The organism is Ectothiorhodospira lacustris (genome assembly GCF_022227845.1).
GTDB classification, from domain to species: Bacteria; Pseudomonadota; Gammaproteobacteria; order Ectothiorhodospirales; family Ectothiorhodospiraceae; genus Ectothiorhodospira; species Ectothiorhodospira lacustris.
In genome coordinates, this window is the sequence record NZ_JAJNQN010000001.1 from 132,136 (window position 1) to 152,946 (window position 20,811).

Annotated in this window: 11 protein-coding genes and 1 CRISPR repeat array; of the genes, 1 reads left to right on the forward strand and 10 read right to left on the reverse strand. The window is 58.6% G+C overall.

Translation table 11 applies throughout. The features are described from left to right. Positions 1–6: 6 nt before the first annotated feature. The 9 genes from LQ956_RS00640 to LQ956_RS00680 form a co-directional block, all read right to left on the reverse strand. Positions 7–921: a GGDEF domain-containing protein gene (locus tag LQ956_RS00640; RefSeq protein ID WP_238629147.1), complete on the reverse strand. Its 915-nt coding sequence runs from the start codon at positions 919–921 to the stop codon at positions 7–9. 127 nt (positions 922–1,048) lie between these two features. After that, a CRISPR array of direct repeats spans positions 1,049–7,881; the repeat unit is 28 nt; unit sequence CTCCCAACCCCTCATGGGGTTTCAGGAC. A gap of 118 nt (positions 7,882–7,999) precedes the next feature. Then, complete coding sequence (gene cas2 / locus LQ956_RS00645; RefSeq protein WP_238629148.1) at positions 8,000–8,299, reverse strand: CRISPR-associated endonuclease Cas2; 300 nt, start codon at positions 8,297–8,299, stop codon at positions 8,000–8,002. Then, positions 8,299–9,273: a CRISPR-associated endonuclease Cas1 gene (gene cas1 / locus LQ956_RS00650; RefSeq protein ID WP_238629149.1), complete on the reverse strand. Its 975-nt coding sequence runs from the start codon at positions 9,271–9,273 to the stop codon at positions 8,299–8,301. Before cas1 ends, cas2 begins: the two co-directional genes overlap by 1 nt. Beyond that, a complete protein-coding gene (locus LQ956_RS00655) occupies positions 9,273–9,839 on the reverse strand; it encodes a CRISPR-associated protein Cas4 (protein ID WP_238629150.1) in 567 nt (188 codons plus the stop codon). The genes cas1 and LQ956_RS00655 overlap by 1 nt, the downstream gene beginning before the upstream one ends. After that, positions 9,817–11,814, reverse strand: coding sequence for a DEAD/DEAH box helicase (locus LQ956_RS00660; RefSeq protein WP_238629151.1), 1,998 nt, complete (start codon positions 11,812–11,814; stop codon positions 9,817–9,819). Before LQ956_RS00660 ends, LQ956_RS00655 begins: the two co-directional genes overlap by 23 nt. Before the next feature lie 16 nt (positions 11,815–11,830). Then, the gene (locus tag LQ956_RS00665) at positions 11,831–12,511 is read right to left on the reverse strand and encodes a hypothetical protein (protein WP_238629152.1); all 681 of its coding nucleotides are present in this window, start codon (positions 12,509–12,511) and stop codon (positions 11,831–11,833) included. Then, positions 12,511–13,518: a type I-D CRISPR-associated protein Cas7/Csc2 gene (gene cas7d, locus LQ956_RS00670; protein ID WP_238629153.1), complete on the reverse strand. Its 1,008-nt coding sequence runs from the start codon at positions 13,516–13,518 to the stop codon at positions 12,511–12,513. The genes LQ956_RS00665 and cas7d overlap by 1 nt, the downstream gene beginning before the upstream one ends. A 29-nt stretch (positions 13,519–13,547) precedes the next feature. Further along, positions 13,548–16,430, reverse strand: a complete 2,883-nt coding sequence (locus LQ956_RS00675) for a hypothetical protein (RefSeq protein WP_238629154.1) — start codon at positions 16,428–16,430, stop codon at positions 13,548–13,550. Positions 16,431–16,437: 7 nt separating this feature from the next. Then, the gene (locus tag LQ956_RS00680; RefSeq protein WP_238629155.1) at positions 16,438–17,112 is read right to left on the reverse strand and encodes a CRISPR-associated endoribonuclease Cas6; all 675 of its coding nucleotides are present in this window, start codon (positions 17,110–17,112) and stop codon (positions 16,438–16,440) included. Between the two features lie 122 nt (positions 17,113–17,234). Here LQ956_RS00680 and LQ956_RS00685 point away from each other — a divergent pair, with 122 nt between their 5' ends. Beyond that, complete coding sequence (locus tag LQ956_RS00685) at positions 17,235–18,077, forward strand: BrxR family helix-turn-helix transcriptional regulator (protein WP_238629156.1); 843 nt, start codon at positions 17,235–17,237, stop codon at positions 18,075–18,077. Positions 18,078–18,255: 178 nt separating this feature from the next. Here LQ956_RS00685 and LQ956_RS00690 read toward each other — a convergent pair whose 3' ends face one another. After that, on the reverse strand, positions 18,256–20,805 hold the full coding sequence (locus LQ956_RS00690; protein ID WP_238629157.1) for a sensor domain-containing protein: 2,550 nt from the start codon (positions 20,803–20,805) through the stop codon (positions 18,256–18,258). Between the last annotated feature and the right edge of the window lie 6 nt (positions 20,806–20,811).

The following is a 20,811-nucleotide window of genomic DNA, read 5'->3' on the forward strand; positions in this document are numbered from 1 at the left end:
TTTCTCTCACGCCGTGAATGGCGGCGGTCCGCGGCGCTGGATCTTCTCTGCATACATGGCCTTGTCCGCTCGATGCAGCAAGGCTTCGACGCTCTCGTCCGACTCCCAGATCACCGTGCCGATGCTGGGTCCCATGTAGTCGATGACCGCACCGTCCAAGTCGAATGTTCCCATAAGGGCAAGACCGATACGGTCCGCAAATTGCCTCGCTTGAAGTTGAGATTCCATGTCGTCGCCTGATCCCGGGGTTACCGCCAAGACGACGAACTCATCACCTCCATAGCGGGCGGCAAAGTCACCCTCCCGCAGGGCCGCGCTCAGACGCCGGCCAAACTGCACCAGAAAATGATCGCCGCTACGGTGCCCGAAGCGATCATTGATCTGCTTGAAACCGTCCAGATCGATGAATAGCACCACCACCGACTCCCCCAGTCGAGCAGTCTGCGACACCAGGCGCTGGGCCGTCTCGAACAGATAGCGGCGATTGGGCAGTCCCGTCAGAGGGTCATTCAACGCAAAACGGGTCAGTTCACGATTGGCGGCCTGGAGCTGTTCGTAGTCCCGTAGCCGGATTGCCAATAGGGAAAGGTAGTTGGACACGGCAATCAGTAACTGACCATCCCCACCGATCGGGGCCACCGGCTCATCAGCAAGGATCAGATTGACCAACAGGCGCTCATCAGCCAGGGCACGGCTGCAGAGCGTGTCTTCCCAGGGAGGCGACATACCTGCAAGGATCTGCAGCTGGTCGGTGTTATGAGAGAACAGGACCGTCTGAGTGCCCTTGGAAATCCGGGTGAGGAACACAGACTCCAGACCGGTAACTCGCTGCAGGATGCCCAGCAGGGGTTGAATGGTCGCCTTCACACCGGGCACCGTGGTGGCCCCGGCCGCAAACTGTTGGATCTCTTGCAGCCACATTCCGCAAGTATAGGCCGAAATTTATTATCTGATCGAGGGTGCGTTCCGGGTCATTCAAGGAACGGAGTCGATCCTGTGAGTTTCAGGACGCTTCACGCGTCATAGCCGGTCACGAGCACTTCGGTGTCTCCCAACCCCTCATGGGGTTTCAGGACGGGGATGACAAAGATGACCCGACTCAATCCGTGCTGCTCCCAACCCCTCATGGGGTTTCAGGACGCTGTCCAGCAGCTCGCCCAGTCTGAACCGGATACCCTCCCAACCCCTCATGGGGTTTCAGGACTGACCGCCCAAGGAAATCGACTCGTCTGCATGCTGCTCTCCCAACCCCTCATGGGGTTTCAGGACTGTCGTCTCCCTGGGGTACGACAAGCAGCGGGCGACGCTCCCAACCCCTCATGGGGTTTCAGGACCCGCTTCGTCACCTTCGCCGAAACCACCAAAGACGTCTCCCAACCCCTCATGGGGTTTCAGGACCGTCCAGGTTTCAAACAGGTCGGGCAGCACTTCCTTCTCCCAACCCCTCATGGGGTTTCAGGACATAACGAGAGGGCCAGATCTCCTTGGGAGAGACGCCCTCCCAACCCCTCATGGGGTTTCAGGACTGGTATCGCAGGCCCAGAGCCTGGACTTTACTCCTCTCCCAACCCCTCATGGGGTTTCAGGACGCCTTCGGCCCCCGGCCTAGAACCGGGGACAGTGTTCTCCCAACCCCTCATGGGGTTTCAGGACACCTGCAGACCGGCAAGACCAGGCTGCGCCGGATTCTCCCAACCCCTCATGGGGTTTCAGGACGCTGACCGTGACGTACAAGCGCAACCCGCAGCACCTCTCCCAACCCCTCATGGGGTTTCAGGACACCAGCGAGCAGTGGGACGCCTACCGACAGGCAAAGCTCCCAACCCCTCATGGGGTTTCAGGACCTGTCCTGCCCCCACTGCAACACGCCGCTATCCCTGCTCCCAACCCCTCATGGGGTTTCAGGACTGCCGCTGCGCTCATGGCCGCCGTGGCCCGGCTCAACTCCCAACCCCTCATGGGGTTTCAGGACGCTGAAATGCGCCGTGGCTACGCCATCCGCCACACTCTCCCAACCCCTCATGGGGTTTCAGGACGGTCGGGCACCTGGTCGGGAACCTGGTCGGGAACCTCTCCCAACCCCTCATGGGGTTTCAGGACCGGCGGCCTCACGTTCCGGGAGTACCGGGCCACCGTCCTCCCAACCCCTCATGGGGTTTCAGGACGCCGTCTGACGTCTGGCCGAAGGCTCGCCCCGCATGCTCCCAACCCCTCATGGGGTTTCAGGACGATGAGAGCCAGTTTTGATCAATAATGAGCCACCCTCTCCCAACCCCTCATGGGGTTTCAGGACTTCCGACGCCGTGCTGGTCATGGTCCGAAACCACGGTCTCCCAACCCCTCATGGGGTTTCAGGACGCATCACGCAATGCATCGCCAGCTCGCCGGAGTGATCTCCCAACCCCTCATGGGGTTTCAGGACAATCTTGATCAGCTGATCTTCGTACTCTTCTGCGCTCTCCCAACCCCTCATGGGGTTTCAGGACCGGATCTCGCCATGCGGATCTCCGCCCTGGAGCGTGACTCCCAACCCCTCATGGGGTTTCAGGACGGCATCACTCTGCCGCGCAGCGACGACGTGGTGGAACTCCCAACCCCTCATGGGGTTTCAGGACCCATGAGGTCGTCTTGGGAGGCGGTGCGTCCGGCAGGCTCCCAACCCCTCATGGGGTTTCAGGACCGGGCAGCGGGTGTGCACGTTGGCGGGCAAGGAGGCTCCCAACCCCTCATGGGGTTTCAGGACAACACCCTCTCCTTCGTCACCCCCGTCTTCCGTGACGACTCCCAACCCCTCATGGGGTTTCAGGACCCCCACCCGGATACCGGCGCCGGTGGCCTCGTCGGTCTCCCAACCCCTCATGGGGTTTCAGGACTCGGTGAGGGTGTCGGCGCCCTTGTAGACGCCGGTCTCCCAACCCCTCATGGGGTTTCAGGACGGTGTAGCCGTCGGTGACGGTGTCGCCCTGGGCGTCCTCCCAACCCCTCATGGGGTTTCAGGACGGCCGGGCCGCCATCGACGTGCCCGAGTCCCAGGCGCTCCCAACCCCTCATGGGGTTTCAGGACTGAAGTTTGGGACACGCCGGAGGCGTTGTACTTCTGCTCCCAACCCCTCATGGGGTTTCAGGACACGAGATGAGTATGACGGCCAACAAGTGAACGAATGTCTCCCAACCCCTCATGGGGTTTCAGGACCCTTTCAAAGGTCCCACGAAATACGGTGTCCTCTCTCTCCCAACCCCTCATGGGGTTTCAGGACGTGCGCGCGCTTCACGGCCTCCAGCTCCTATTCCAGCTCCCAACCCCTCATGGGGTTTCAGGACGCGTCACCGCCATCCAGGGCGACGCCAACCTGGACCACTCCCAACCCCTCATGGGGTTTCAGGACCACGCCGCCCACCTGCTCGCTCACCGCTTGCAGGATCTCCCAACCCCTCATGGGGTTTCAGGACGATGGTGGCGCAGCAGAGGCGAGGCTTAAGCGCTTCCTCCCAACCCCTCATGGGGTTTCAGGACTCGGCACGGATGATCACTTCGTCATCCTCCGGCTGCACTCCCAACCCCTCATGGGGTTTCAGGACGAACTGCTCCACCAGCAGGCGCAGGGTCTGGCCGTTCTCCCAACCCCTCATGGGGTTTCAGGACCTTGGAGCATGGGCGGGACAAAAAAAATCTGTCGGTGCTCCCAACCCCTCATGGGGTTTCAGGACTAGGACCTGTGGGGCCGGCGGGGCCGAAGGGGGACCTCCCAACCCCTCATGGGGTTTCAGGACTAGGACCTGTGGGGCCGGCGGGGCCGAAGGGGGACCTCCCAACCCCTCATGGGGTTTCAGGACGAAGTTCGATACGCCAGAGGCGGCCATCATGGCGTTCTCCCAACCCCTCATGGGGTTTCAGGACCGCCGTCATCCGTCAGGCCCACCACTTCCCCGGCTTCCTCCCAACCCCTCATGGGGTTTCAGGACTTGGGCGGTGAGGCCGGCGGCGCCGCCGGTGGACTCCTCCCAACCCCTCATGGGGTTTCAGGACTGAACTGCTCCACCAGCAGGCGCAGGGTCTGGCCGTTCTCCCAACCCCTCATGGGGTTTCAGGACGCCTGCTGTTCACCCTGGCTCTGGAGACCGCGATGCGCTCCCAACCCCTCATGGGGTTTCAGGACGAAGGTGCCGGAGGTCAGGCGCACGAAGGCGCCCTGCTCCCAACCCCTCATGGGGTTTCAGGACTGCGACGTGACCCGCGAGCCTATCGACTGGTGGCACTCCCAACCCCTCATGGGGTTTCAGGACTATCACCGGCAGGCCCGGCTGGGCCTGCGGGGCCCGCTCCCAACCCCTCATGGGGTTTCAGGACAAGAGCCCGGTGACTCTCCCTCGTTCGGCTGTCATTCTCCCAACCCCTCATGGGGTTTCAGGACGATCTGGCTTTCGACAAACTGGATGTTCTGTTCCTGCTCCCAACCCCTCATGGGGTTTCAGGACTGGTGAATGGTCTGGTCTCCGTGCCGATGGAGGAGCCTCCCAACCCCTCATGGGGTTTCAGGACAATGGAGGGGGTTCAGAACTACGGACCCGGGGTGAGCTCCCAACCCCTCATGGGGTTTCAGGACACCACCGGCGAACGCCAGCCCTTCGTCACCGTCAACCTCCCAACCCCTCATGGGGTTTCAGGACACGGAGACCAAGGCTGACCGGGAACCGTGGGTGAACTCCCAACCCCTCATGGGGTTTCAGGACCATCGCCTTGAGCCTGCAGAATGCTGAGAAGCTGCTCTCTCCCAACCCCTCATGGGGTTTCAGGACGGGGGAGAGTCAAATTATCCAGTTTGTCGAGAATCCCTCCCAACCCCTCATGGGGTTTCAGGACCGGCAATCCGTCAAGGTGGGGCCGCATGGACAACCTCTCCCAACCCCTCATGGGGTTTCAGGACTACGTACTGGGCCATTCTTGGCGACTCGAAAGTTGGCTCCCAACCCCTCATGGGGTTTCAGGACCGCCTGGCGACAACTGGGCGCGCGGATCCACATCCTGCTCCCAACCCCTCATGGGGTTTCAGGACCTCTGTGCCTGGTCCAGCAGGAGGGCCAGCCCGCAGACTCCCAACCCCTCATGGGGTTTCAGGACGCTGGCGGCCACATCCTGAGCCTGCTTGGAAGGCGCCTCCCAACCCCTCATGGGGTTTCAGGACTGGCGGCGGTGAGGTCGCCACCGTCCACGTTGGCCATCTCCCAACCCCTCATGGGGTTTCAGGACGCCCAGGAGCAGGGCGCCAATGTGGGTGAGGATCAGCTCCCAACCCCTCATGGGGTTTCAGGACCGGAGACCCCACCGTCTCCATGCTGGGCCTGGCCAACTCCCAACCCCTCATGGGGTTTCAGGACGATGACTTGGAAGTAGTTCAGGTTAAGTATGACGCCCTCCCAACCCCTCATGGGGTTTCAGGACAAATTATGGGCGGTAATCTGATCGCAAAAAAGCAATCTCCCAACCCCTCATGGGGTTTCAGGACGCGAACGGGATGTCGTCGTCGAAGTCGCTATGCGGTCTCCCAACCCCTCATGGGGTTTCAGGACCCTCCGCACCCGCGCCGTGACGCTCTCCAGTGCCGTCTCCCAACCCCTCATGGGGTTTCAGGACTCAGGGTCCAGTCATCGCAAGGTGGCAACGGAAAATGTCCTGCTCCCAACCCCTCATGGGGTTTCAGGACCAGTCGGACGGGTCGGGAAACTACCGTGTTGAACTCCTCCCAACCCCTCATGGGGTTTCAGGACCCATGACATGAGCGGCCAGGACCACGACAAGAAGAATCTCCCAACCCCTCATGGGGTTTCAGGACCGCCTAATTGATGTAGTGCATTAGTGACACCAAAAACTCCCAACCCCTCATGGGGTTTCAGGACCCTCCGGCTTTGTGGGTGTCGCCCTGTTCACGCATGCCTCCCAACCCCTCATGGGGTTTCAGGACCTCCTCAGTGCCAGCAGAAACAGCAAAAAGAACCTCCCAACCCCTCATGGGGTTTCAGGACCGGCCTGTGCCGCATCTGTTACATTCACTTCGGCGCCCTCCCAACCCCTCATGGGGTTTCAGGACAGTCGATCAGCCCCACCAGATTACCCAGCACGATGCCTCCCAACCCCTCATGGGGTTTCAGGACGGCCTCTTGCTGAATGTCCGCCGCTACTGCTTTGCACTCCCAACCCCTCATGGGGTTTCAGGACGCCTGGCGACAACTGGGCGCGCGGATCCACATCCTGCTCCCAACCCCTCATGGGGTTTCAGGACGGCAAAACCGGCCCGCATCCGGGCGGCGGGGTCGGTCTCCCAACCCCTCATGGGGTTTCAGGACCCTTGCGGGGCTTGGGCCCCACCAAGATCCGGCCAACCTCCCAACCCCTCATGGGGTTTCAGGACGGTGTTGGCGGCGCATCCAGGCGCCACCGCCCCACTCTCCCAACCCCTCATGGGGTTTCAGGACCTCAGGGTGGGTCATGACGGATTTTGACCAAATGTCCTCCCAACCCCTCATGGGGTTTCAGGACGACTTCTTCTCGGGCTGCTGGAACTCGTCCGGGATCTCCCAACCCCTCATGGGGTTTCAGGACGGCGAACCCCGGCATGCCCAACCTCTCCTCCGGCGTCTCCCAACCCCTCATGGGGTTTCAGGACGTGCAACCCCAAATGGATTACCCAGCACCCTTTTCTCTCCCAACCCCTCATGGGGTTTCAGGACCATGCAACGTCTTGGCGCTCTGGCTAAATCCTGCGGCTCCCAACCCCTCATGGGGTTTCAGGACGCCGTGGCGAACTCGACAGACAGGGGGAGGTACTTCCTCCCAACCCCTCATGGGGTTTCAGGACTCACTTTGTCTATAGCTTTACGAAGGGTTTTCGCCTCTCCCAACCCCTCATGGGGTTTCAGGACGCCTCATCACGGTAGGCGCGAGGGAGGTAGGGCATGCTCCCAACCCCTCATGGGGTTTCAGGACACGACTGCGGCTGCATTGCCCTGGAAGGGCATGGTCTCCCAACCCCTCATGGGGTTTCAGGACAAGGACTACAGCGCCCAGAAGCTTCAGTTTGAGCGGCTCCCAACCCCTCATGGGGTTTCAGGACCCATGAGGTCGTCTTGGGAGGCGGTGCGTCCGGCAGGCTCCCAACCCCTCATGGGGTTTCAGGACGGCGGACACAAAAACCTGATCCCTGAAGTCGGAGTCCTCCCAACCCCTCATGGGGTTTCAGGACCACAAGCCGCCGGGCGGGCCGCCCCCCGCTCACCGTCTCCCAACCCCTCATGGGGTTTCAGGACGCCGACCCGAAGGCGCGTCAGAGTCGGGCCGGGCAATCTCCCAACCCCTCATGGGGTTTCAGGACTTCGACGCCGGGTCATCCTGAGTGAGGGGGTGGAAATCTCCCAACCCCTCATGGGGTTTCAGGACAAGCCAGCCCAACATCGTCCGCCCAGCCGCGCAGAGCCTCCCAACCCCTCATGGGGTTTCAGGACGATCACGCGAGGCAGCCCGTCACGGGTGAACGCCGGCTCCCAACCCCTCATGGGGTTTCAGGACGGGAAAAATGATTGACCCGGATTTCACCACGGGCGTCTCCCAACCCCTCATGGGGTTTCAGGACAATGAAGTCCGGCGCGCTCGTCGAGACACTGGACGACTCCCAACCCCTCATGGGGTTTCAGGACTATGGGCACTGGCAAGACTCGGGTCACTATCGAGCTCTCCCAACCCCTCATGGGGTTTCAGGACGTCATCACCAGCGGCCTCCAGTTGCTCCAGGGCATCCTCCCAACCCCTCATGGGGTTTCAGGACACATACAGGAAGGTCCGGGCACGCAACGAGGCGATTCTCCCAACCCCTCATGGGGTTTCAGGACCCCTTTTTCCATCAACGTTTTTTGCCTTAAAGAACCCAGAAAAGACTTGAAAACAGATGAAAAACACATGATTTCTACTACGCACCTCCCCGTTTCAGACACGATCATGGACAGTAGCTCAGATAATGGTAGCGTTCATTGAGTGGTGGATAAGTGATTTCTCCTCCAGTGCGCCGTTTCCGGCATTTTTCGACAGGATGGCAGCCTCGATGTTGTGACGGTTTCTAGCCTTGAACTGCAGAATACGATCTTCTGGTATGGCTATTTTTAATAGCCCTGCGACAAGCTTTCGATACTCGGACTCCGTGAGATCCCCGGCAAAAACTGAATTTTGCTCGTGAGTTAAATATCTCAATAGAAAACGCTTATAGAGCTCCGTTCGATCAGCCCGAACATCGTAAGTAATGAGAAGGAACATCAGATTTTCCTCCGCCAAGGGCGGTACTCGGAAAGGCCGAGTAGATCTCTTTCAATCGCCAGAGCCTCCTGTCTCACGATTTCACGGAAAGAGCATTCTCCCTGGACGCGCTCTTCTGTCTTGCGTACCCATAGTTGCAATGTCTCAGCCCGGCCTTTTTCGGCAAGCCGGCACACCCCTTCTTCCTGATGGAACCAATCCGGTTTCATCTGGTTACGCAGGACGGCTTCGAAAATAATCGTGTCACAGATGGCCGGCTTGAAGATTTCCGCAAGATCCAATGCGAGTGATGAACGTGCTTCTCGGGTGGCATGCAAGAAAGAGATGCAATCATCGAGATGTGTCTTTGCGATTTCATTTCTGACCATGGAGTAGGCTAGGCCATTGAACCATGAAATCAGACAATTCAATGGGTTATTGGGTGGTCGGCGACGACGTGCCCCAAAATCCAGTCTGGAATCGATCCGTGCCCAAGCTTCGTAGTAATAGGCCCGGATCTGACCTTCGATTCCCATGAGGCTTTCGACGCAGCCCGCAGTGGGAATCTGCCCCATCAACAATTCGATCGCCGAAAGCTGGAGCTCGATATCGTGATTCCCGCGGTAGGTGCGATATTTCAAATTTGCCCGGATATTGCGGGCCGCACCGAGTACGAAGGCTCGGGCAAATCCCAGCCTACGTTCGGGATCAAGAAATGCGGCTGCCTGTAACACACGTACCTTTCCAGCCGCTGGCGAGCCTTTGGGTTCGAACGTGCCGGTGACATTGCCATGCCAATCCAGAATCGTGACTCGAACTTCGCTACGCCCACATAGGCCCAGTACAGCCGTTGTGAGCTGAGCCTCACCAGCGACAATGACATGCTTGAGCCCTGAGATCGGCACGCGTCTGCGTGGTCCTGCGGCGGGTATCACGACGAGCGTGGAATGCTCACGCGCGATCTTGACATCCTTCGTGAGATAAAGGGTTTCCATCACTCGAATCCGCACAAATAACGGTAAGAGCAGCTCTTGCAGACAGCCTTTTTTGAAGCTGGGGGAGCAAGGTTGCTCTCGGCAAGAACCGCGAGCTGTTCTGCCATGTCCACCATGTCCTGGATGTGGTGACGTTCAATGGCAACAGGGAGTTGTTTGCGGCCACCAATGATTTCATTCGCTGCAGACCAGCGCTGTCCGGTCGCAGCCATGAGGAGCAGGGCATAGAAACGGGTTTGCATGGATACAGCCTCCCGCGCACCCGCTGAACCCTTGGCCTCAATGACTTTCCTGTACTCCCAGTCAATCCGATCCGGAGCAACGCCGATCAGTCCAGTGACGGAATGATCTCGTGGTCGATGGATTTCGTGGGATACCGCGCCCAGCCGCATGCGTTCATCGAGATGGGCGTAGTCGATCCGGTTCATGTGAAACCAGGCGCGGCGCTCACATAGTTCGAGGTGCTGAAACAGCAGCCCATGCAGATGGAAATTCTCGGCAAGATCACGAAAGCGGTAGACCAACTCTTCCCAGTCGCCGAGCTCAGTCGATGAGAGTGGCGCCATCGGCCATAGCCCCCTCGGAGGCGGTGGGTACAATGCCTGTCAGTCGGACCAGTGTCTGTGCCGCCTGCAGTACCCGTTCCTGTTCATCAGAAAGTCCGGGGTCCTTCAATTCATTTTCCGCTGCACGATTCCAGGCATCCCGTATTCCCTTCAGACTGAGGGTGTGGGTACGACCGGAATGGGGAAACAGGGTCTCCTCGAAACGCTCAACCCAGAGCGTGCCTATTTCGGTTTGAATGGTGCTGAGGGGGCGAGAGACATGAATCAGGATTGAACCATCGTCGGCGACCGTGGATGGCGAACGCACCAGTTCATCGGTTGAGGCATACAGATGCCAAGACAAGGATCTCTTTCGGCCCGATGGGTCCATGAGGGCCACTTTGGGCAGGATCATTCGCAGTCGCTTGGCTTCATGAAGGAATGTCCTTGCCCAGTCCTTAGCTGTGTCGAGTCGGCTACAACAAAGGATTTTCACCTTTGCCTCAATGAGAGAAACCTGACTCGGACGGAAATGAAACAAGGTATCGCGCATGCCCTTGTAGCGGGCCGAGCGTTCCAGTGCGACCCAGAATAGCCTGGCCGCCCAGATCGCCGACTGGGGCATTCTGCGGAACATGCCTTCCTCGACCTCCAATTCCTTTTCGCTCACATGGAAACGCTCACGCACAGCGGCCAGCACGGATTCGGTAAATTGATCCACCGGTATGCACTGGCCCCGGGCAGGCAGATCTCTCAGAAGCTGACGCAACCAGGCATGTCGATCCAGTGCGGCCGTTGTGACATGTACGATCACTTGACCGGGCAGATCACCTCGCGCAGCACGCCCGATCCTCTGGACGAAGGAAGTCGCGTCATGGCCGGGTTCCATCAAGATCAGGCCCGCCTTGAAAGTGACCCCCATTTCAACGCTGGATGTAGCCACCAGCACCCGAAAGTTTCGGGGATCGTATTTGCGCCCCGTGGTGAAAAAGCCGTCCATTTCCTGATCGACACTGTCATCCCATGAATTGATGGCTAGGCGCTCATCAGATCCGATACCGATGCCGTCCAGCCAGGCCGAAAGGGCAGGTTTGTCCTTGAGGAGTTGCCGGACGGAATCGTAGATCAATACCACCTGGCGGCCATCATCCTGACGGTCCAGGGTTTCAAGGATCTGGGCTCGGTGGGGTTCCAGCGCCTGCAGCAATCCCTCTCCCTGCTCGATGACGATCTCCACATCGCCATGGATGGCCCGCATCCCCGTGGTTTCCTCAGCGGAGCCGGTGATCACGGCTTCCTGGGCCACTTCGATCCGGTCTGCGGGGATGCCAAAGCCGACCAAGGTGGTTTTCAGATCAATGGGAGTTGCCGACAGGAAGGTGATTTTGGCGGTTTGCATGACCTGCCAGGCCAGGGTGGCCAGAGCACAGGACATGCCCATGCCCCGGGCCTCAATGGTATGGAATTCGTCAAACACCACATGGGTCAGCCGCAAGATGTCGAGAAGATTTTCCGGGTCCATGCCGTCTTGGCGCAGGGCAGGATTGAGCAAATACCATGCGACACTCTCGGGAGTAGCCACGATCATGAAACCCCCACTGCCGGTTCCATTCTCAGCCCGGACCTGACGAATACGCCGATCCCGAGTGCGAATCTCCGGCTCCACCTCTTCCTGGCGCTTGCGCTCATCCGATGTCCACATGAAAACCTGACCGAGGGCTTCTTCCTCGCTTACCCCCTCTTGCATCAGATCTGAAACAAGACCTTCCGCAAGGTTCTGGGCCAGGCGACGGGTTGGCACGATAAAGAGGACACGATCACCCCTGTCGCGCACGCCCCTCTGGAAGGCATAGCTCTTCCCCGCCCCTGTCGGGGCGGAAAAGATGCGGATCGGCAAATCACTTTGGAGCATCCGGGCTTGGAGAGGGGAAAGTCCGGTGTCACGATCCGAAGGAACGGCATGACGGGGAATGGTAAAGCGAATGAGCTCGGTCATTTCAGGTTCCCTTTGATCAAAATGTACGCCAACGACTGACGATATCGGCAGCTTTCAGAGGCTCCATGGCGTGTGTGAGCTGAATGTCGTAAAGGGCAAACACATCAACACGCATATCCGGGTCTTGTGCCGGATCGGCACCGAAAAGATGTGCCGTATGAGCATTGAGGCGGACACGAATCGGTTCATCCGTACGAGTAAGGGAAACGATACCGCCGAGATGGCGGCCGGTTCGCACGATGATTTCATCCACTTCGCGCCCTTCGATCTCTGAGGCCATGCGGAAGGGATCAGGACCGAAGATTGCACCGTCATACCGAATGCCGGGAGGCACTTCTTGTATGTAGAACCAGGTTTTCAGGTTTCCGGTGCCGGTGGCATCCATGATTTTTTTGGGGTATCCCCCCTCAGTATCCAGATTGAGTCGTTTGCCAATGGCGGGCATAAGACGAGGGTTTCGTGCCTCAAAGGCTGAGCAGAGCCAGGGCAGTGCTTCAAGATCACGCCGATAGTCCTTCTTCTGTGGCAATGCCGCAGATGGTGCAAGGGCACCCATGGCCCCCGCCAATGCATAGGACATCGAACGATCCGCAAGGAATGCAGCCAGGGTGGCGGTCCCCGAAGGGACCGCAAGACTGTGGTAGTGCAAAGGGGTCAGGGTGAGTGCCCGGACCAGAGTGACGTCCGGGGTACCCATCAGCCAATCCCCTCAAACCAGGCATCGAAATACTGGCCTACCTGGGTGGCAGTTTTCCTGTAGGCTTCACGCAATGCGGGGTCCTCAGCCTCCAGGCGGGTGATCAGGTCCTGTTGCAGGCTCACCAGGGTTTCTCCTGATATCTCAACCGGCCATGCGGCGCGATAGCTGGCCTGTAATGCTTCGCGGACGGCCGCCAGATTCATCGTATCCGTGTCGGTTTGACGAACCTGATCGATAGCGACATAGGGGCTAGCCAGATCCCGTTCCAGGTGGCCCGCATAAAACCCCACCAGATGATTACGCACGTTGACACCGTAGATGGACGTTGCGCCGCCATAGGCCCCTGCCAACCCGATGCTCAGCAACAGATGTTCGACGGCTTCCATCGGCGCCACCTTGCCGTTGAAGGCGATGGTCTGGAGGAGCAAGGCGCCCGGCTTGACGAAGTGGCGTTCAAACAGATTGCTTGAGTTTTCCTTGCGCTGCGCATCCCAGAGGGAGCCATCTTCCGATGCCCGGTTATGGAAAGTGGTATCCACCACATCCGCGTAGTCCTGTATTGAAACGGCATCGGAATACTGGGCCGCCGCCTTGACCGACAGGACCTTATTAGCGGCCGTATTGGCACTGTCGCCAAATACCAGGGTATTCAGATCGTACTTGTCAGAAGGTTTTTCACCCTTGTAAAAGGTGGTCTTGTTCTGTGCGGCGGCACCACCTGCATTGAAAAATCGCAGAACCTGAAGGCCGCGGGCACGTTCGCCGAACTTGAACTTGTTGGCCACAGCGCGGACGTGACGCCGGCCGTTGACGTCGATGTCCGTGATTTCAGACTCCGCGTTCCGGAATGAGGCCGGGGAGATGACCTCACGCAGGACCACCAGTACCGCCGAGCCCAGATTTTTCAGTGCGGGCTGGGCGTAGGATTTCGTTTCATCAGTCTGCGTGATGGTGAGCATACTGCCGATATCACCGACGTAGGGTTTGATCGCTTCAATGGTCATGGGATTTTTCTCCTTGTACTGGAATTGAGTCAGAGCTCGGCTTGCTCGGGGGTGGTCGCATCGGGAGCCTGCTCACGTTTGCGGTAAGACTCGTTTTCAAAAGCAACCTGATAGACGGCCAAAGCGATACGGCGTGCCTTCGAGGCTGGGGGACGACTTTGAAATGCGATCGGCCAGACCTTCTCCACAAAGAGGGTGGCGGCTTCAAATGCGGCCTTGCGCGGAAAATGAAGTCCTTTATCCTTGCCACGCCACGCTAAACGGGATGAACGCTCGAATTCGTTTTCCAGCCCGCCAGCGATGGCGGCAATCAGTGTTTCGGTGCCCGTTTGGTGGATCTCACCGGCGCAGCTCTCAATGGCGTCAAGGGCGACCTTTAGCCCCAGGGTACGCTCCGAATTGCTTGCATTGCGCGAGGGGGCGGCCTGAACGCGGGTCATGGCCCGTGCAAAATCAATCAACACATTGTCGGTGGAGGTCATGGGCGTATCCGGGCTCCTTACGATGGATTTGAGGGTCATTTTCAGGTGGGCAAGCTGTTTCTGCTTGTCTTCTGGCAGCCTGTTGATCACGGCCAATGCTTCGCAGGCGGCGGCGAAACGGGTAGCGGGATCGGCGTAGCGCAGGGTGACTTCCAGACCCAGGTTGGGTATTGCGATCATCTGTTCGAGGATACGAAGACGATCAATGGCGTCGGGTATCTGCTCAAGACGCAGTGAGCGCCCCCCAATGCCACGCTCCACGGCACCTGGCAGGAAATCAAAATGCACATAGGCGTTCTCGGGTGTCGGTAATCCCTTGAAGACATGCACCGGACGCGATAGACGTAACGCGGATTGCATCATCATCCGGGCCAGTGCGATGACTTCCTCCGTTTTAGCAGGGATCGTTACATGCCGGGCAAACATGATGCGTTGCCCGTATGTTTGCGCTTCCGGCCAGACGGTCTTCCCGGGTTTGATTTCCTGTCGCATCAGGTCGTAATGATTGATCTGGAGAAAATCTGCATCCGCCTTCATATTCAGACTGGCGAACAGCCCCATCATGGTCGGTGACGAGATATAGGCGGGCACCTCGCCACTGCGTCCCTCGCCCATGAGCGTTCGTAGACGATGTTCCGCAGCTGCCGCAGGCGAAACCAGGGTCTGGGATCTGGAGCTTTCGTATGACTCTGGTCTGCCTTCACGTCCCGAGAATGCGCTGGTCTTGATGCCGTCCAGCCCGGACTTGGTATCAATGCGTCGTTCAAGCCCCACGGGTATGTTGGTGAAATGGCAGCGACCTCCCGCCGTCTCATCCGCTGAAAGGAACTGCCCTTTCATACAACCCCGTAGCCATGTCATGGCCGCATCGATGAAGGCGGCCCCCGGATCTCCGAGCTTGGCAAGCAATCCCGCTCTTTCTTCGCCATCACCACATAACCAGAGATGGAGTAATCCTTCGAAGCCAAACACCCGTTCCCGCAAGTCCTCATCCCGTTCTGCCAGCCCTGCAGCAAGAGCAGACAACAGGGTTTGACGGCTCAGTTTGTGGCCCACATCCAGCAGCCATTCGGGCACTTCCTGCCCGGACTGCCTGATGACTTCCAGCAGCTCCGACTCACGGCAAGTCGAATCAGGAACCTTGGACGCAAGCTTCTTATCGTCGGGCTCGGCACACCCGAGACCGACAGCAATCGCAGCAGCGTCACGACGCAATGCGGCCACCAGGATCTCATTGTCATCACCCCGGCAGGGCCAGGCCTGATAATGCTTGCCACCAAATTTATTCAAGCCTGCATAGTCGGGTGGAAGACCCATTGGGGTCAGGAGTGTGTCGATTTGCTCACGAAGTGATCCCTGACCTGTCAGAAGATCCACATGCAAGAACAGGGCTTTGGATGCTTCACCAGGATCTCTGGCCAGTAGGTCCAGAAGGTCTTCCGGGCCAGAGCCACCATCAAGGATATTTCGCGTTCCTTTCGGGTTGGTCATGACCCGCATACCAAGCCTGAGGGGACGGGTTGCCCTGGCAAGGGCAGCATCAATGATCTGATCGGCAGCCGATTCAGGAATGACGGCTAAAAACTCCCCGTCATGATGAACTTCAATCAGCGGCGGCATGCTTGTCAGATTCTGGGTTGCCGCCGAAAGACCGCGCTGGAGGGCATTGAGCAGAAAGGGGGTATGTGCCGAACGCACGGTTACCGCCCGCCAGCCATGAGAAAAGACCTGGCTACGAAACCCGCCAAATTTTTCCAGCTCTTTGATCAGTGCCTCAAGTCCGGCCTCGGAGTTGAGAAACAGTCCCTCAAGCCGGTCAGCAAGCCGAGCATAATGGCAATCCCCGGCTTCCTCGGCAGAGAGCAGACGCATGCCAGAACGTAGGGATCCGGATCGGCTCACTTCAACACCATGGATCATCGATAGCAGATCTTCGGGACTGATCTCGACACCTGATGCCTTCAGAAACTCGTCGATCCGATAACGCTGCAGAAGCTGTGCAATATCATCAGACGTAATTTCTTCGACTCGCTCCCTGCCAAGAATCTTGTCCGCATCATGCAGGAACCCGACCGCTATCAGTATGGCGAGACGTGGGCGAATCCTGTCTTCTGAAACACCCATGGCGCGCAAATCAAGTTCCGCAAAGACGCAGGCACCACGGGCAACGGAGACCAGATGATCGAGCAGGCTGACGTTTCGGAACTGCAGGCGTTTGATGACTGAGGGACCTTCCACATGCCCGCCTTTCCCGGACACCCGGCACAGATAAGGTGTGCGGTGGTCGATACGTTTGCCGCTGGTGATGTCCTTTTGGGTCTTTTCGGCCAGTGGCCCGGTACCCAGCGTACGTTCTTCGTTGGAGAAAGCACCGCCGATGACAGCGGTGCGCATGAAACTCTCGAACAGGTCTCGTGAGATGTTCAGCATTTTGACCTCACTGCATGAGGGTGGGGCAGCCGTTTCCATTGCGGGTCTTAGCCCCCAGTCCGGCCAAGTAGGCAAAACGGACATCTTCAGGCGTTCCGCGTAGCGTCATGGGGACGATAAACCCCGGCAGAATCATCTTCTTGCCCGACGGAAATCTGCGGATATGCACGAGGTGCTTGCGGCGCCCATCGGTTGCAGCACTCAGCGGATCAATGGCAATGCTGAGATCAAGCGTGCGCTTTGCGCGTCGGTCGAGCCCCATCTTGAGTGCGGTCGGGACTTCAGAGATGGGGAGTTCTTCATGGAAGCGTGTCTTGGTGCGTCCATCCTTCTTCACGGGCAGTAAAAAGGGACTGATGAAACCGATCATGATTTCGGATGCACCCGGTGGGAGGTCATCACATGTCAGCAGGCGCGCGCTGGCGCCATTGATGACGTCGCCGTTGCAGGAGGTCACGCTAATATCGGCAGGATTGATGCGATTTGCCGCTTCAGCGAAGCGTTTGGAGGGCGACGAGAGCACAACGGAGTGAACTCGCCGTTTCCGGCCAGGACGTGAATAGGCTTCCATGCCGAATGTCCAGGGCTCAGCGGTTTCACCCACAACCTCTTCCGGGCGCAGACCTGCTGCCACTAAGGCCGAGACCAGCGCCGCGTTCATGCTGTCGGTGAACTGGACCATCTGGGGGGTATTCCCGAAATCAATCCTGAAACGCATGGTGGCTCCTGCTTGTTGTGTTAATTGAAGTGTTCACCAGAATACTGCATCATTCAAGACAAATACATGTGAGAAATTATCACCTCATGAAAAAAAGCATGATGAGATATTCCTGGCTAGAGTACCTGGCCTACTGGGAGGGCCGGCTGTCGGCATCAAAACTTGGTCGGATTCTTGGGCAATCCCGTGAGCATGTGCAGCGAGACGTCATTTCTGCATACAGGCACGAGTTTCCCGGGGTGCTTGCGGGGGGACCGGGCAGAAGTCAGTCGATTGATCGGCATGAAGACCTGCATTTCGCCCCAAGTGGCGCGCATAGGCTGGTCGATCTCCTGCGTGGAGAAGCAACCCTTTCCGAGGCCCTGGGAGAGCCGGCCCGTTTTGGTATTCCGGTTGAGGATGTTGGGACTATCGCCTTCCGAGAGACGGAGCCGGAGATCTTCAGGTCACTCTATCGTGGATGCGTGCAGCGACGTTGCGTGCTTGTTGAGTACCTGTCCAAGAATCGGGTCGCTGTCATGAGGTTCAGCCCGCACGCGCTCGTTCGCGATGTGGCACGCCTCCATTTTCGTGGCTATGCCTCCTGGACTCAGGACCACAGAGGCTATTACATCGACCTGGTGCCGTCGCGAGTTCGGCGGATTTACGATGATGTGGATCGTTGGAACTATGTGCCGGACACTGATGATCGGGAGTGGCACGAGCGGGTAAACCTGACTTTTCGATTAAACCCGGATCTTCCCAAGAATATCCGCCAGATCCTCATCCTTGAATATGAAGGAGAAAAAGCGCGAGAAGATTTTACTCAACTCGTCATTCCCGATGTCCGTCTCGCCATGACGAGATATGTCGAGAGAACAATGAAGTACCGTTTTTTTGGTGAAGAAATGCACCATGTATGGATGCTTGGGGAAAGAAAAAAATCATGACCTTTCGAGTGCCCGTCGAGGCCCACCCCAAACCGCTGATCACCACCTGATTCTGAGCGGATTACCCCCCGTTGAAAGGGGTCGAAGTGGTGGTCGAGTGTGGCGTGGGTCTGGGAGCAAGTGATCAGATTGATCGGAACTGGTAGGTAGAAAGAGAAACCCCAAGTCGCCCCCCCCGTCACGCCCTTCCCCCACCGACAACCCCCACCCTCAACAACGGTTCCATCTCCTCGGCCGGCACGGGACGACTGAACAGATATCCCTGCCCCTGACAACAGCCATGCTCGATCAAAAAATCCCGCTGCACGTGATTTTCAACCCCTTCCGCGATCACTGCCATGCCTAATGTCCGGCCCAGCCCGATGATGGCCCGGATGATGGCGGCGTCCTCCGGATGGGCTGCCGGGTCGTCCCGCATGTCGGAAACGAAGGATTGATCGATCTTGATGGCATGCACCGGCAGGCGCTTGAGATAGTTCAGGGACGAATAGGCGGTGCCGAAATCATCAATGGAGACGCGCACGCCCTGATCGTTGAGTTGGGTCAGCGTGCGGATGGTCTGGTCGATGGAACTCATGGCGGCGCTTTCGGTGATTTCGAGCTCCAGATCGCTGGTTTCGAGTCCTGCCGCGGCCAGTGCTCCCATGATGCGCTCGAAAATATCCGGCTGTCGGAACTCGTGCGCCGACAGGTTGACCGCCACGGGCACGATGGGGATGCCACGGGCTTTCCAGGCACGTATCTGCTCGCAGGCCTGTCGCAGGATCTCCGGCCCCAGCGCCTGAATGAATCCGGTCTGCTCCGCCAGGGGAATGAAGCGGCCCGGCGATATCATGCCCCACTGAGGATGTCGCCAGCGCACCAGCGCCTCAAGACTGAGCACGCGACCACTGACCAGATCCACGCGGGGCTGATAAACAAGGTGGAATTCGCCCTGTTCCAGCGCCTGCCGCATGGCCTGGTCCAGTTCCATTCGCTCCTGCAGGGCTGTGTCCAGTTCTCGGGTATAGAAGTGATAACAGCGGCGTCCCTCGGCCTTGGCACGGTACATGGCCGCATCGGCGTGACGCACCAATTCCTCGGGGCGATCACTGTCGGCAGGATAAAGGGCGATGCCGATACTGACAGTGACACATACCCGCAGGGAGTCCAGAGTCACCGGCCTGCTCAGTGCCTCCTGGAGTTTTTCGATGACGGAAATGACACCCTCCACATGGGTCAGCTTGGATAGCAGGAGGATGAATTCATCCCCCCCGAACCGGGCCACCGTATCCCCCTCGCGCAGCAGGGCGCACAGGCGCTGGCTGATCTGTATCAGCAACTGATCGCCCTGGGCATGTCCCAGTGAATCATTGACCACCTTGAAATCATCCAGGTCGATGAACACCACGGCCAGGGTATGGCAATCCCGCCGCGCCTGAGCCAGGGCCTGGCCGATGCGATCCAGCATGAGGGTACGATTGGGCAGTCCGGTCAACGGATCATGGAAGGCGAGATATTCCAGACGCTCGGTCAAGGCCCGCTTATCGGAAATGTCCTCCGCCAGCTTGATATAGTGCGTCACTTCTCCCCGGGCGTTACGAATCGGTGAGATTCTCGCCATTTCCCAGTAAGACTCCCCTGAGCGTTTGCGATTGTTGAATTCCCCCTCCCAGGTCCCACCGTTCCTGATCGTCTCCCAGAGCTGTCTGTATTTGTCTGCGTTTTTCCCTTTGAAGCTCAGCATCCCCGCTCGCTGTCCCTGCACTTCATCCCGGGAGAAACCCGTGATGTCGCAGAAATGCTGGTTCACATATTCGATCACTGCATCGGTATTGGTGATCACCACCACACTGGGGCTTTGTTCCACCGCAAACGCCAGCCGCTCACTCATTTCCTCGGCCCGCTTGCGCTCACTGATGTCCAGACTCGAACCCAGGATCTTGATGAGTTGCCCGTCCGGGCCATACACGGGGGAAGCCTGATACAGAATCCAGCGCCAGCCATCCGTCTTGTGACGCATCCGGATTTCCACACGAAACCGCCCTTCGGGCTGATGCGTGTATTGCTCGAACAGCCGAATCCCGGCATCCCGTTCATCGGGGTGGATCAGTGAGCGCCAGACTTCCATGTCACTGTCCATTTCATCATCCTGATAACCCATCTGCGCCTTGAGTTCCGGGGTCAGGTAGACCTCTCCATTGGGTCGCCACTCGAAAAGGCCCACGTTGCCGCCACGCACTGCCTCCCAAAGCCGCTCCCGGTCCCGACTACCTGTCGTGATGTCCACATCTATGCAGTACAGGCGCAGGTCGCCTTCGGCATGCTGAACCATGACATGAGAGGAGTGCACCGTGATCAGGTGACCCTGCCGATGACGCAAATTGAGAATCTCGGACGGCGGGAGCCGCCCCCCGTTGTCCCGCAGTTGCTGCATGCGCCGGGAAAAGGCTTCCCGGTCATGCTCGGGGATGATGAGATCCTCCAGATTGGCGCCCAATGCCTCACGGGCAGGATAGCCATAGAGCCGTTCACTGGCCTCGTTCCAGTAGAATGCAGTGCCGTCCAGACGATATCCCTGGATGGCGACATCCGGTATGTTATCCAGTAACCGGGTGAGGGCCGACTCGTTGCGCCTCGATACCTCCTCCGCCTCTCGGCGCGCCGTGATATCCCGGTCGTCTCCCGCCACGGCGGCGTTATCCCGCAGGAAGGCCCTGGCCTTCTCGCGTAGACGCTTCATATCCATGCTGAC

Bases quoted from the DNA above. Each gene is read 5' to 3' on its own strand.
- LQ956_RS00690 (WP_238629157.1), bottom strand. From the start codon at position 20,805: ATGGATATGAAGCGTCTACGCGAGAAGGCCAGGGCCTTCCTGCGGGAT.
- LQ956_RS00665 (WP_238629152.1), bottom strand. From the start codon at position 12,511: ATGGGTACCCCGGACGTCACTCTGGTCCGGGCACTCACCCTGACCCCT.
- LQ956_RS00640 (WP_238629147.1), bottom strand. From the start codon at position 921: ATGTGGCTGCAAGAGATCCAACAGTTTGCGGCCGGGGCCACCACGGTG.
- cas1 (WP_238629149.1), bottom strand. From the start codon at position 9,273: ATGGAAACCCTTTATCTCACGAAGGATGTCAAGATCGCGCGTGAGCAT.
- LQ956_RS00660 (WP_238629151.1), bottom strand. From the start codon at position 11,814: ATGACCGAGCTCATTCGCTTTACCATTCCCCGTCATGCCGTTCCTTCG.
- LQ956_RS00685 (WP_238629156.1), top strand. From the start codon at position 17,235: ATGAAAAAAAGCATGATGAGATATTCCTGGCTAGAGTACCTGGCCTAC.
- cas7d (WP_238629153.1), bottom strand. From the start codon at position 13,518: ATGACCATTGAAGCGATCAAACCCTACGTCGGTGATATCGGCAGTATG.
- LQ956_RS00655 (WP_238629150.1), bottom strand. From the start codon at position 9,839: ATGGCGCCACTCTCATCGACTGAGCTCGGCGACTGGGAAGAGTTGGTC.
- LQ956_RS00675 (WP_238629154.1), bottom strand. From the start codon at position 16,430: ATGCTGAACATCTCACGAGACCTGTTCGAGAGTTTCATGCGCACCGCT.
- LQ956_RS00680 (WP_238629155.1), bottom strand. From the start codon at position 17,112: ATGGTCCAGTTCACCGACAGCATGAACGCGGCGCTGGTCTCGGCCTTA.
- cas2 (WP_238629148.1), bottom strand. From the start codon at position 8,299: ATGTTCCTTCTCATTACTTACGATGTTCGGGCTGATCGAACGGAGCTC.